This window comes from Rhizobium sp. Rhizsp42, from assembly GCF_047304155.1.
Lineage (GTDB): Bacteria > Pseudomonadota > Alphaproteobacteria > Rhizobiales > Rhizobiaceae > Rhizobium.
The window spans coordinates 24957-38431 of the sequence record NZ_JBGLYS010000017.1 but is presented as its reverse complement, the minus strand read 5'-3'; the positions used below and the strand labels follow the sequence as shown (position 1 = coordinate 38431).

The window sequence follows — 13475 nt, the reverse complement described above, 5'->3', positions numbered from 1 at the left end:
CTCCGACAAACCATGGCCGACCATGCGGGGTCATGGAAGGCGCATCCCTAGTGAAGCCTTGATGTGCTTGGACACGTCATCCGCCTTTGATGTCCAGACGATATGGACTTAAATTCCTGAGAGGCCATCTAGGCGAACCACGTTGCTGTGATCGTAGGTCCGTGAACGACCCGACTGGAGCGCCGCGGTCAGTTCCTCGAGCCGGAATGGTTTCGTAACCACGGGGTAATTTATGGCCGCGCCAACCTCGATACGATCGCTATATCCCGTCATCAACACAACAAGCATTCGCGGATACTTCCCACGAATTTCCTCCGCGAGCTCGATGCCGGAGATACCCGGCATCATGATGTCGCTCAAGACGGCTTCAATGTCATTATGCTTCTCGAGGATCGCAAGAGCTTGTTTCGCGCTTTCCGCCTTGAATATGCCCGACACCGTTCCTTCCAGCGCAATAGCTGCCGATTCAAGTGATGATAGTGTGTCGTCAACGATGAGAATTTTGCCCGAAAAGCCAAATTCGGTGTTTATTGTCTCCCGAACAATACGGGGCTCTGTCGATTTGGGCAGCATTAAAGTGAGTGCGGTGCCGCGGCCGAAAATACTGTTAACCTTGACGGCCCCCCCTGTCGCCTTCGCGAAACTGTGAACCTGGGTAAGCCCCAAGCCCACCCGGCCGTTTTCCTTTGTCGAAAAGAAGGGTTCGAACACTCGTCCGAGATCCGCCTGGCTGACGCCTCTCCCCGTGTCAGTCACGGTCAACGCGACGAAAGCGCCTGATATCGATGAATCTTCCCAGGCGCCCTCGGGTACGTTTCTGGCCGATACCGTGACAAGACCGCCGTTCTCCATTGCCTCTCGCGCATTTGTCAAAAGATTAACGAGAGCGATCTCCAGCGCGGCGGGGTCCACATAAACGGGCCAAGTATCGGTCGGTATGGCAAGGTCCAATACCACCGCATCGTTCAGGGCCTGACGCAGGAGCGGTTCAAGCTCCGGAAGTTTGAGGTCGAGTTCAACATGAGTGGCGCCCTGATTGGAGCGCCGAGAGAAAGCGAGCAGACGTTGCGTTATCGCCTTGCCTTTCGTTATTCCCTCGGACATGTGGGCAAGAAGTTGCGTCACCCTTTGCTCATTGTCTCGACGTCGCCTAATGCCCTCGACGCCGGAGTGGAACACCATCAGCAAGTTGTTGAAGTCATGCGCCGCCTGACCCGTGAGCTTTCCGAGCGCATCCATCCGTTGCCAATTCGCGACGCTCTCACGCTCCAAATTTCGCGCGTTGATCTCCCGCTGGAATAAAAACGCGGCGGTTCCCGTCAGCACAAGGGCCACGGACGAACCGGCGAAAGCAAATATCCAAGCTCTACGAGCCAACTGGTCATATTCCAAAACCGGGAGACCCACCTTCACCCGCCAGGGCGTTGCTTGCAGCGAAGCCTCACCAACTCGAACATCGCCGCCGCCAGCCAAACTGACTCTGTCGGGATCCGAGGCGGAGACAATCGCGAACGCTCGACCTTCCGTGCCAGCGAGCTTCGGTTCAGCGGTCGAGGCTACCAATCTTCCCTGCCCGTCCATCACCCAAGCCGACCATGTCCCGGGCAGACCCGCCGTGCGCAGAAGATCCGCCACCGTCGCGGGACGAATAACCGCTGAAACAACGGCCCGAAGGTTGTCTTTGCGCTCGATCGGAACGCGGATGGCGAAAGCCGGCCGGCCCTTGGATCCACTAACTATGTTGCCGACCACCGCTGTTCTAGACTGTATGAGGCGCTCGTGGCTTTCGATGTCGACCACACGCCGGTTCGCGGAGGAATCCAGCGGTGGATAGGCCAGGACGACGTTGCCGCTCTCGTCCGAGATACGGATCTGCTCCCACTTTGGAATGCGCTCGCGCAGTCGACGAGCGGTCTCGGCGAAGCTCGAGCGCGAAATTGGGAGATCAAAGCGCGGCGAGTCGGCCACGACCGTCAGCAATTGAATCTGCGTGTCCAATTCCCGCTGAAGTGTCGCGGCGATGGCACTCGCCATGATCCGCGCGTTTCCATCGAGCGCCTCACGCTGCAGGGTCACGAAATACCAAGACATTCCCGCCGCCAGGATGATGACCGGTATAAGCGAGGCGCTCAAGAGAAGAAGAGCTGGTCGGGCTTTGTTCACGCTATTCGTCCTGTTATCGCATCAAGACATAAGGCTAACGGCGGATCATGCAAGCGGCGATCGGCACGCGACGGGGTAGCCTGATTAAAATCGCGGCAGCAGCCACCTTCGAGCCAACAAATCGCATGATAAGACCCCTTCCGCGCCTTCGGGTAAACGGCAAGGGCACTGTCCGGAAGGATCGGAAGCGCCTGATCATCCGAGGTTACAAATAATTCGCCGAACTCGCGGTAACGGTCCGGCATGTAGGGGTGTTGGTGATTTCCCCGTGCCACGTGCCCTTCAATTCCAAGCTGTACGTTTTGATACAACTCTCAACGTTTCGGAAACATACCGGATACCTCAGGTTCGTAGATCACCTCCGCATCAAATGTGGCCGCGTCGGCCCAAACAAGGAGAGGATCCAATGATCAATCTAAGAAAGGCATGCCGCCGTAAGCCAGCCGCTCATCGTGGGTTCGCGATAGCGCTCAGTTCCCTGATGATGCTTCCAGCTGTTACGGCGCACCAGGTTAACGCGGCAGACGCGCGAATACCGGATACTCCAAGGGCGGAGCAAGACGAGGCCGTCCGTCCGTTCAGGATAGATGTTCCCCAGTCACAGCTAGACGATCTGCGCAAGCGAATTGCCGAGACACGTTGGCCAGACAAGCAAACTGTCGATGACATCTCGCAAGGCATCCAACTGGACAGGGTCCAGAAGTTGGTGAAATATTGGGGTACCGACTACGACTGGCGAAAAGCCGAAAACGAACTAAACGCGCTACCGGAATTCATCACGAAAATCGACGGCGTCGACATCCAGTTCATTCACGTTCGCTCGCGCCATCCCAACGCCCTTCCCCTCCTTCTCACCCATGGGTGGCCGGGATCGCAGTTCGAATTCATCAAGGCCATCGGGCCATTGACTGACCCGACCGCGTTTGGCGGACACACGCAAGACGCTTTCGACGTTGTCATCCCATCGATCCCCGGCCATGGCTTCTCGGGCAAGCCGACCGAACTCGGCTGGGGCCCGGATCGAGTTGCCAAGGCTTGGGACGTCCTGATGAAGCGTCTGGGTTACGCAACCTATGTTTCCCAGGGTGGAGACCACGGCTCCGTCATCTCCGACGCGCTAGCGCGCCAGAATCCGAACGGCCTCCTCGGCATTCATCTCAATATGCCAGCCACCGTGCCTGGCGAACTCATGAAGGGTATCAATGCTGGCGACCCCGCCCCCAGCAGCCTGTCGCGGGACGAGAAGGACGCGTACCAATCGCTTTCGACGTTCTTCGGCCGAAACGCGGCCTATGGTGCGATGATGGTGACGCGTCCGCAGACCATTGGCTACTCGCTTTCTGACTCGCCCTCCGGCCTGGCATCCTTCATTTATGAGAAGTTCGCGCAATGGAGCGACAGCGATGGGGAGCCAGAGCGCGTACTCTCGCGCGAAGAGATGCTGAACGACATCACGCTCTATTGGTTGAACAACGTCGGCGCGTCGTCTTCCCGCTTTTACTGGGAAAACAATAATAATAATTTCAGTTCCGACACCCAGAAGACCAAAGACATCAAAGTGCCGGTTGCCATTACCGCCTTCCCGAAGGAAATCTACAAGGCACCGGAGAGCTGGAGCAAGCAGGCCTATCCCTCGCTCATCTATTACAACCAAGCGCGAAAAGGGGGGCATTTCGCGGCCTGGGAGCAACCGCAGGTCTTCGCCGAGGAATTGCGAGCCGCCTTCAAGTCGTTGCGCTAGTTCATGGCGTCGGGGCGGCACTCTTGCAGGCCGCCCCGATTGCGACGTACGGACACATCCTCTTTGTCTAGGTTAGCTCACGGCAAGGAACCGGTCACGGGTTACATCTGATGGAAATCACGGGCCGCCTGGCAAGCCGTCAGCCGACGTTGGAACAGTTTCAGGTCAATTTCATAAATGTCATTCGCGATGACGGATGAGCGATGTGGCAGCTGGCGTGATTTTGCATGGGCGCCTGGCGTAGCCAGCATCTGGAAAAACTCTGAACGAGCGATAGGTATCGGAGGTCACACACAACTGGTTGATCATGAACTGGATTTCCCGCTGGACGGCACGCTCTCTTGCCCTGCGATTTGTCGTCGTCGGCGGTCTGGTCAGTTTGGCGGCTATGTTCATCGTCGGTTATCTGGTGTCGAAGGTCATCGAAGATGCGGTGATTCATAATTCCGGCGCCGCCACCGCCCTTTATGTCGATAGCGTTGTTGCTCCGCTTCTTCCCGACATGCAGAAGGCCGCGCCGCTCGATGAGGCGAGCGCGCTGGCGCTCGATGAGACGCTTGGCCAAGGAGCGCTCGGAAAGCGATTGGTGTCGTTCAAGCTGTGGCGCGGCGACGGAACAATTCTCTATTCCAACGACAAGGCGCTCGTGGGCAAACAGTTCACTGTCAACGACAAGCTTCGCCAGGCATTCGCCGGAACGTTGGTTGCGCGCTATGAGATCGCCGACGACCCCGAAAGCACCACCGAACGTTCGCTCGGCAAGCCATTGATGGAGATTTACAATCCCGTGCTCCAGCCCTGGTCTGGCCAGGCCGTCGCTGTTCTCGAATTTTACGAGACGGCCGAAGGGCTGGGCGAAAGCCTGACGCGAGCGAGATTGTGGAGCTGGTTTGGCGTCGCCGGTCTCACTTCCGTGTTCTTCGCCGTCCTGTCAGGGCTGGTTTTTCGCGGGAGCCGAACGATCGAGGACCAACAAAAGGATCTCGCCAAACGCGTCGCGGAACTCTCCGCATTGCTTGCAGAGAACAAGGGGCTGCAGGGCCGGCTGCAGCGTGCCTCCCAACGCGCCGCATCGTTGAACGAAACCTATCTGCGCAGCATCGGCGCCGATCTCCACGATGGGCCGGCGCAACACATTGCCTATGCGTCGCTGCGGCTGGACAGCGAATTGCTGATCAGCGCGGAAACGCTGCCCGACGAGCGTGAGAAGGAGCTCACCTGGATCCGCTCCAGCCTCGCCGAGGCGATGACCGAGATCCGGGATATCTGCAAGGGACTGGTGCTTCCGGAGATCGAAAAGGCTTCGTTTGCCGAGATCGTCAATCGCGTCACCGTAGCCCACCAGATGAGAACCGACACGACCGTTAACACCGTGATCGAGCAGGACGGGTCGGAGCCTGTGGCGGCGGTCAAGATCTGTATCTATCGGTTCATTCAGGAAGCCTTGAACAACGCCCATCGTCACGGTGGTGGCATCCAGCAGGCCGTTTGGGCCTCCCTCCATCGCGGGCATGTCACGATCGAGGTCAGTGATCGTGGCGACGGCTTCGATCCAAACCATGTCAGGCCATCCAGCCTGGGGCTTGTCGGGCTCCGCGAGCGGGTCGATAGTCTTGGCGGAACGTTCGAAGTGAAGACCGGGGACAAGGGCACGATCCTGACGATGACCTTCGAACCAATGGAAACGGGAGAGCAGAGATGACGTCCATTACGGTTGGGATCGTGGATGACCATCCATTGTTTCGCGAAGGTGTGACGCGCAGCCTTTCCGAAATCAAGGACTTCCTGGTCGTGGGGGAAGGTGCCACCAGCGACGACGCGGCGATGATCGCGGCCGACAAGCATCCCGATGTCATGCTGGTCGATGTCTCCATGCCGGGCGGTGGCTTGAGCGCGATCGGTGAGATCCTGCGGCGCAGCCCATCGACGAAGGTGTTGATGCTGACGGCGTCGGAGGAAATCGACACGCTGCTGGCAGCGCTTCAAAGGGGCGCGATGGGATATGTTCTGAAGGGCGTCGGCTCCAGGGGGCTCACTGAGGCGATCAGGACGATCCTCAAGGGAACCCGCTATGTGTCTCCAGCCATGTCCGCGAAAGTGGTGGATGTCTCGCTGGACAAGGAGCCGCCCAAGAACGCTTTGACTCCACGCGAACGCGAGGTGATGGACCTTGTGGGAGAGGGTCTCTCCAACAAGCATATCGGGCTGCGGCTTGATCTGCAGGAAAAGACCGTCAAGCATCACATGACGCAAATCCTGACGAAACTGGGCGTTTCGAACCGAACCGAGGCGGCGCTGCGCTGGCGTGGGAAGGGTTAGGGTCTACACGCTCTAGCGAACAAACCGGTTCAGCCGCCGAACATCGTTGGCTGTCGCCTGCCTGTCCACGATGGTGCGGCCTTTCGAATCCCGCATGATGTAGCGACCGCGCCGAAGCGTTTCGGTTATGCCATTGCCGTGGCGAACATCGACACTGCCATCTGAACTTTCCGTGGCCTTAACGCCCGAGGCTGATGATGCGGAGGGAGATGATGGCGACGAGCCGCCGCCCTTGCCGGAGTTGCCGCTTGCGCCCGCGCCCCCGTTGCCATTGCCGTTCCCGTTACCACCCGCGTTGCTGGAACTGTTGCCGGCGTTGCCCGAGCCGTTTCCATTGCCTGCGCCGTTGCCGTTGCCATTGCTGGAACCGTTTCCATTATTGCCGCCGTTGCCATTTCCGCCGCCATTGCCGTTGCCGTCATTGCCGTCCTTCGCATGCGCGGCATTCGTCGTCGGCGCCGGAAGCGGCCCGAAACTTAGCGTCAGTGGCATCGCCGAGATAAAAAGGGCGACGGTCGCCCCGCATCCCAGTCTCAGTAGGCAGCGCCTTGAAAGCATGATTGCGCCCTTTCCGGCCTTTATGCCCTTGTCTACGCAGATAATGGCGCATGGATCTCCGCCGCACAGATCTTTCGCATCGATCATTCGACCTCTGGGCGATCGGTGCGCTGTTTGTGGCGAAATTCAACCACCTGCCGCATCTGCGCCAGGCGAAGCTCAAGCGCGGTCCGATCCATCGATGGGGCAAGCTTGGCAAGTTCATCGGCCAGAATGTCCATCTCCCGGAGGAAGAACAGCAGGTCAAAGCCACGCTCGAGTTCGGTGGCCGCGTCGTTGGCATCAGGCGAACTGGTTCGCAACGACGCCCGGTCCGCCGACATGATCTCGACGACCGCACCGCTGGCGTGCCTAGCTCGAGTGTTTGTCACGATGTGCTCCTGTCAGTGCTGTTGCGGTTTGGACGTGGCATTTCCCACGCCATCTTGTGCATTCTGTTGTCGCGCACGGCGGCTGCGCCACGCTGCGGCCTGGCGTAGGCCGTCGACAACGCTCGGTAAACTCGGTGGTTTGACGACGACGTGCACCCCGTCCCGGTCGCCAACAAGATCAGGATTTCCCGTCAGGTAGACGATGCCGACGTTGAAATGGTCGACCAGCTGCCTTGCGATCTCCGGCCCTGTCAGCCCATCGGCGAGGCGCACGTCCAGAATTGCGATATCAGCCTCGGGCGCCAGCTCCATCGCCTCGGCCGTGTTTCGGGCAATCCCCGCGATCTCGAAACCCTCTGCCATCGCGATGTCTTCCACCATCAACGCAAAAGCCGGCTCATCCTCGACAATCAGAACACGCATGATCGCTCCTAGTGTATCGTCGGCGCCAAGTGGCGCAGGTCGGAATCGGGTGCGGCAAAAATTCCAAGCTCGAACTTGCGCGCCCTGACACGGCCAAGCAGGTCTGTCCTGATATTCCGCGGCTCGGGCAAGATGCGCGATAAAAGTACAATCCGCTCACCGTGGGCCCATCCATCGCGTACGGTTTGTGGCTCTGCCAAGTTTCGGTCGATGTTCTTGGCGGCGAAACCTAATCTTCCTATCGTCCCTAGGAAGCTAACCACAACGAACTGCAGAGCAAAACGGGCTTTGGTCCAGGATGCGCCGATTATTCGATCGCCGCGACCGTCTGGGCTTCAGCCGGTGGCGTGCATTCCACGCGTGGCCCAGAGTAGGGCTGATATGTGTTGTCGTCCGCGCGATAGGATCTGTAGCGACTGGCGCACCATCTTGCCGTGTTCGCCGGGAGGGCCGCGACTGGCGACGTCGACGCCGGATCGCGGCTTTCAAACGGCGGCTGGCACACGCGGACCTGTCCCTCGAAGGTGCGATATGTGTTCGTCGTCGGGTCGAACGATCTGTAGCGCGATGAGCACCAATTCAGATGCGCTACCGACATTCCGGTCGATAGCGGCGATGTATCGGTGGGCGCCGACGCGGCGACCGCTAGTGGCTTCTTCGCAACCTCCCGGGTGTCCGCCATCGCATACGTCGAAAGTGCGGGGGGCAATCGTATATAAGTCTGGAGGGCCGGATAGACACGCGTGGGCTCGGTTGTCCAAAGATTGGCATCCATTAGACCGCGCAAGTCTTGTTGCGTGTTTTCCGCCATGCCGATCGAAGCAATCGACGCGGCAAGCGTGACCGTGCCCATAACGGTGACTATTCCAAACGCGACACTCGCGAGCCCGTTCATCGTCAGTATCCATTTTGTGCGAAGACATTTGCCAGCGTCATATCGGCGGCGGTGGTCGAATCGGCTTGAGCGGCAAGGCATTTGCCGCGCCGCCCAACCGAGTTCGATCAATTGATGACCTGAATAACCTTGCGGGACGAAGGTTCGATGATGACCCGCTCGTTGTTGACGATCGCGTAGCCGTACTTCGGATTTTCGGGCACCGGTGTGACCACGACCGTCTCTGGCAAGGCGTGGCCAACCACGACTTTTTCCCGCACAATCACGGGCTCCGCCGGTGCCGGCGCTTCGCGAACATAGGTAACGACCTTTGCGGGCGGTGGATCGATGATCGTACCGACCACGGCGCCCGTGACGCCGCCCACGGCCGCACCGACGGGACCGCCGACGATGGCGCCGGTGACCGCTCCGCCAGCCGCGCCATTAACAGTGCCCGACTGCGCCACGGCGACGCCGGACATGAGGGTGATCGCCGCGATCGCGGTCGCTGTAAGTTTGAAAGACATGTTCATCTCCTTTTGGAAGCTTCGTCGCAGCCAGAAAACGGCTTTGCCTGCTGGTAGTTCCGTGGTCGGACCTAGGTCGGAGACATCTCAGACTAAGGTCTGAGGCGAGGTGTTGAAGTTCGATCTCGCTCAGGCTAATAGCGGCTCGTTTTGGGCGAGACAGCCCGCTATCGAGGGTGTCGATACTTGAAATTTTGACGTCTCCACGAGCAAAGGCGAGCTCTTCGAGAGGACTGACGCTCGCAGCATTATCTGGTCCACGGGTGTTCTTTTTGTTTGATGCGACGCGAATGATATTCCTAGACGGCACCGCCCTCGTTTCCCCACTCATTGCGAGGACTCCCATTATGGCGAGCCTTTCGTTTTAAGCGTAGGCACCAGTCTCGTGCGAGGTGTTGACCAAACCTCATCGCAAATTGCGTCAGCGGCAATGTTTGTCTGGCTTGGCTTGAAACGCAGCCAACTATCGCTCTCCTCGAGCCGCTTGCGACTGGCGACCAATATCATCGCGGCAAGGCTTACGATTTGTCGACAGCATCGGGCAGCCGCGTAATCGGGGATTCCAGCTAGGCCATTGATGAATGAGGCGGCGGCCTCGCCCGGCCACCGCATACCATCAGGCAATATCCGGCAGCTCGCCGATCAGTTTGTCGAGTGTGATAGGGTAATGTCGGACCCGAACGCCGGTCGCGTTATGGATCGCGTTCGCGATAGCCGCCGAGACGCCACATAGACCGAGTTCACCCACTCCCTTGGCCTTCATCGGAGACGAATATGGGTCCGTCTCGTCCATGAAGATGACCTCCTGATGAGGAATATCCGCGTGAACGGGTACCTCGTAGCCCGCGAGATCGTGATTAACGAAGAAGCCATGGCGAGTATCAACCGCAAGCTCTTCCGTCAATGCCCCACCCGCGCCCATCGTCATCGCGCCTATAACTTGGCTGCGGGCGGTGATCGGATTAAGAATGCGGCCGGCCGCGCACACGGCCAGCATGCGGCGAATGCGCGTCTCACCAGTGGCGACATCAACGCCGACCTCCACGAAATGCCCGCCAAAGGTGGACTGCTGGTGGGTCTTGGTCAGGTCACCCCAGTCAATCGTATCTTCGCCGACAATACCATCGGTTCCAGCGGCTTCTGCCAGCGCCACGATCCGGTTGCCCAATTTGACCTCACCATTCTCAAACACGGCGTCGGCCGAGTTGAATCCCAGTTTGCTGGCAATTGCCTCGCGAAGCTTGACGCAGGCCGCGTAAACTCCCGAAGTCGCGGAATTGGCACCGAACTGACCGCCCGATCCCGCCGACACTGGGAACCTGGAATCACCGAGCCGGACAGCGACTTTTTCGACGTTGACGCCCATCATTTCGGCGGCGGTCTGAGCGATGATCGTGTAACTGCCGGTGCCGATGTCGGTCATGTCCGTCTCGACCGTGACGACACCATCTTGATCGAGCTTGACCCGCGCCCCGGATGGCATGACGAGATTGTTGCGAAAAGCTGCCGCGACCCCCATGCCAATCATCCAGTTTCCCTCGCGCCGTTTCGCTGGGCGCGTCCGCTTGTCCCAGCCGAACTTTTCGGCACCAAGTCTCAAACAGCCAATCAGATCGCGATGGGAGAACGGGCGGTCGGGATTTTCCGGATCGACCTGGGTATCGTTCTTGATCCGGAACTCGATTGGATCGATGGCGAGCTTCTCCGCCATTTCATCCATGGCGATTTCGAGCGCCATTAGACCGGGAGCTTCGCCGGGCGCACGCATGGCGTTTCCTTCCGGAAGATCAAGCGTGGCAAGCTTCATCCCCGTCATCCGGTTCTCACCAGCATAAAGCAGCCTCGTTTGCATCACAGCGGTTTCCGGACCACCGCCTGGAAGATCGCCTGACCAGCTCTCGTGCGCGATCGCCGTGATCCTCCCATCTAGTTCGGCGCCAATGCGAATACGTTGGATCGTCGCCGGCCGGTGTGTCGTGTTATTCGGTATCATCGGTCGCGGAAGCGCCACCTTGACCGGTCGTCCAATTGACTTCGCGGCCAAGGCCGCGAGCACCGAGTCAGCACGAAGGAAAAGCTTGCCGCCAAAGCCACCACCGATAAATGGTGACATCAGGTGCACTTTCTCCTTCTCGACGCCAAGCGTCGTCGCGAGATCGGTACGCCACCAGTCGATCATTTGGCTTGATGTCCAGACCGTGACCTCATCACCGTCCCAAGCCGCGATCGACGCGGGGGGCTCCATCATGGAATGGGACTGATCCGGCGTGGTATATTCGGCGTCGAGCGTAACCTGGGCAGTACCAAAGGCTGCCTGGAAATCACCCGCGGCGCTCTCGGGTTCGGTCGAGGGATCCGGCGTCTTGGCATTTGCCATCTCGGCCCTTAGATCAAACGCACCCTTCTCAGGCGCGTAGTCAACCTTTATCAAGGCGGTCGCGGCGCGCGCCTGTTCGAATGTCTCGGCCACCACGACGGCGACCGCCTGGTGGTAGTGCTTAATCTCCCTGCCACCGAAGAGCTTCGCGGTGTTCATCTTGCCCTTCCGCAGATCGCCGACCTCGAGTGTGGTGATGACCCCGAGCACGCCAGGCGCCTTTCTCGCGGCGGCGCTGTCGATGGATATGACCTGTCCCTTGGCGATGGCCGAACCAAGAGGGTAGCCATAGGCATATCGTAGCGCCGGGTCGTGCCATTCGTAGGCATACATGGCTCGGCCCGAGGTTTTTAGCTCGCCATCGATGCGGTGAATGGGCTTCCCAACGACTTTGAGTTGATCAATCGGATTAGTTGTTGCTGGTTTTTCGAACTGCATGACCTATTCCCTCGCCTCTGACAAAACGGCGCCAAGCGTGCGCTCGGTCAGGCCTATCTTGAATTTGTTTTGCTCGGTCGGGCGTGCATCGGCAAGAAGCGCCGCCGCCGTCGCGCGAGCGCCCTTGTTTAGTTCGGCTTCCGCGGTCTCGACGCGCCACGGCTTGTGGGCGACGCCGCCCACCGCGACCCTGCCGCTACCATCGGGCTGGATAACGGCCGCGATCGATACCAGCGCGAACGCATAGGATGCGCGGTCTCGAACCTTTCGGTAGATGTGTTTGCCACCAATGGGCGGAGGCAAGGTTACACTCGTGATAAACTCGCCCCGCTCGAGGGTTGTCTCGAGATGCGGCGTATCGCCAGGTAAGCGATGAAAGTCGGCGATCGGAATGAAACGCTTCTCTCCGTTGGACTTGACGGTCTCCACGACCGCGTCCAGCACCCGCATCGCCACGGCCATGTCGCTAGGGTGGGTGGCGATACAGGCCTCGCTCCCACCGATCACTCCGAGCTGGCGGGTAATCCCGCCAATGGCGGAACAGCCGCTGCCCGGATCACGCTTATTGCAAGGCTGGTTGGGATCGTAGAAATAGGGACAGCGCGTGCGCTGAAGAAGGTTACCGGCTGTCGTCGCCTTGTTGCGCAGCTGCCCGGACGCCCCGGCCACGAGCGCGCGCGAAAGAAGTCCGTAGTCGCGGCGCACGGTCTGGTCAGCCGCGAGATCGGTATTGCGCACCAGGGCGCCGATGCGCAAGCCGCCATCCCGTGCTTTTTCGATCTTGTCGAGTCCAAGGCCATTAACATCTATAAGATGCGATGGCTTTTCTATCTCGAGCTTCATCAGATCGAGCAGATTGGTGCCACCGGCGATGAACTTCGCCTCTCGATTTTGCGCCGCCGCTCGCGCCGCGGCTTCGACGGACGATGCTCTCTCATAGGAAAACGCCCTCATGCCGGCACTCCCGCGACTTCCTTGATGGCGTCCAAGATATTGGAATAGGCTCCGCATCGACAGATATTGCCGCTCATGCGTTCGCGGATCTCCGCGGATGTCACGGTTGCTTGGGCAATAAGATTTTCGGTGACATGGCTCGGGATGTCGGCGTCAATCTCCTGTAGTACCGCCACGGAAGAACAGATCTGTCCCGGGGTGCAGTAACCGCACTGAAATCCATCATGCTTGACGAACGCGGCTTGCATCGGGTGAAGATTGCCGGGCCGCCCGAGACCTTCGATGGTCGTGATCTTCTCTCCTTCATGCATGACCGCGAGTGTCAGGCAGGAATTGATGCGGCGGCCATTGACGATGACGGTGCAGGCGCCGCAATGGCCGTGATCGCAGCCTTTCTTCGTCCCAGTGAGATGGAGGTGCTCGCGCAGCGCATCGAGAAGGGTGGTCCGGTTATCCAACGTCAAATGCTTCGTTTCTCCGTTGACCTCAAAGACGACTTTCGTTTGTTCTTCCACGATTTCTCTCCTAATGTCGGCCGCGCATACACCCGTCGCGGCTCCGGCAATCGCCACCGTCGCGGCTGAGGACACAAGCAGCTCCCTGCGTGAAGGTTCCAATCGGATTGGTGATGGCATCTTTGGTTCCCAGCTAATTTTTCCGGCATTGGGCGGCTTCAACCCACGCCGTTCTGTTTCAGATAGGGTCGAGGTCGAGCACGATAACCCGAAAG

Annotated in this window: 12 protein-coding genes; 3 read left to right on the top strand and 9 right to left on the bottom strand. The window is 59.2% G+C overall.

The genetic code is table 11. The features are described 5' to 3' along the window. Window positions 1-108: 108 nt before the first annotated feature. The gene (locus tag ACCD05_RS17380) at window positions 109-2163 is read right to left on the bottom strand and encodes a response regulator (RefSeq protein WP_413394225.1); all 2055 of its coding nucleotides are present in this window, start codon (window positions 2161-2163) and stop codon (window positions 109-111) included. A gap of 481 nt (window positions 2164-2644) precedes the next feature. Here ACCD05_RS17380 and ACCD05_RS17375 point away from each other — a divergent pair, with 481 nt between their 5' ends. The 3 genes from ACCD05_RS17375 to ACCD05_RS17365 all read left to right on the top strand — a co-directional run bounded on the left by ACCD05_RS17375 (window position 2645) and on the right by ACCD05_RS17365 (window position 6223). Beyond that, entirely contained in the window at window positions 2645-3904 is a 1260-nt protein-coding gene (locus tag ACCD05_RS17375; RefSeq protein WP_283193940.1) for an epoxide hydrolase family protein, read from the top strand. Window positions 3905-4211: 307 nt separating this feature from the next. Continuing rightward, window positions 4212-5606 carry a sensor histidine kinase gene (locus tag ACCD05_RS17370; protein ID WP_112989541.1) on the top strand — a complete coding sequence of 465 codons (1395 nt, stop codon included), beginning with the start codon at window positions 4212-4214 and terminating at the stop codon, window positions 5604-5606. After that, on the top strand, window positions 5603-6223 hold the full coding sequence (locus ACCD05_RS17365; protein ID WP_111564728.1) for a response regulator: 621 nt from the start codon (window positions 5603-5605) through the stop codon (window positions 6221-6223). Before ACCD05_RS17370 ends, ACCD05_RS17365 begins: the two co-directional genes overlap by 4 nt. A gap of 12 nt (window positions 6224-6235) precedes the next feature. Here the strand turns inward: ACCD05_RS17365 and ACCD05_RS17360 are convergent, their stop codons facing one another. The 8 genes from ACCD05_RS17360 to paoA form a co-directional block, all read right to left on the bottom strand. Then, complete coding sequence (locus ACCD05_RS17360; RefSeq protein ID WP_413394223.1) at window positions 6236-6781, bottom strand: hypothetical protein; 546 nt, start codon at window positions 6779-6781, stop codon at window positions 6236-6238. A gap of 83 nt (window positions 6782-6864) precedes the next feature. Next, a complete protein-coding gene (locus ACCD05_RS17355) occupies window positions 6865-7152 on the bottom strand; it encodes a hypothetical protein (protein WP_146618549.1) in 288 nt (95 codons plus the stop codon). 12 nt (window positions 7153-7164) lie between these two features. Next, a complete protein-coding gene (locus ACCD05_RS17350) occupies window positions 7165-7575 on the bottom strand; it encodes a response regulator (protein WP_283193901.1) in 411 nt (136 codons plus the stop codon). Window positions 7576-7882: 307 nt separating this feature from the next. Continuing rightward, entirely contained in the window at window positions 7883-8470 is a 588-nt protein-coding gene (locus tag ACCD05_RS17345; protein ID WP_162724759.1) for a BA14K family protein, read from the bottom strand. 107 nt (window positions 8471-8577) lie between these two features. Then, a complete protein-coding gene (locus ACCD05_RS17340) occupies window positions 8578-8976 on the bottom strand; it encodes a DUF1236 domain-containing protein (RefSeq protein WP_111564732.1) in 399 nt (132 codons plus the stop codon). A 616-nt stretch (window positions 8977-9592) separates the two neighbouring features. Next, the gene (gene paoC / locus ACCD05_RS17335) at window positions 9593-11791 is read right to left on the bottom strand and encodes an aldehyde oxidoreductase molybdenum-binding subunit PaoC (protein WP_283193902.1); all 2199 of its coding nucleotides are present in this window, start codon (window positions 11789-11791) and stop codon (window positions 9593-9595) included. A 3-nt stretch (window positions 11792-11794) separates the two neighbouring features. Continuing rightward, on the bottom strand, window positions 11795-12745 hold the full coding sequence (locus tag ACCD05_RS17330) for an FAD binding domain-containing protein (RefSeq protein WP_111564734.1): 951 nt from the start codon (window positions 12743-12745) through the stop codon (window positions 11795-11797). Continuing rightward, a complete protein-coding gene (paoA, locus tag ACCD05_RS17325; protein ID WP_413394219.1) occupies window positions 12742-13380 on the bottom strand; it encodes an aldehyde dehydrogenase iron-sulfur subunit PaoA in 639 nt (212 codons plus the stop codon). The genes ACCD05_RS17330 and paoA overlap by 4 nt, the downstream gene beginning before the upstream one ends. Between the last annotated feature and the right edge of the window lie 95 nt (window positions 13381-13475).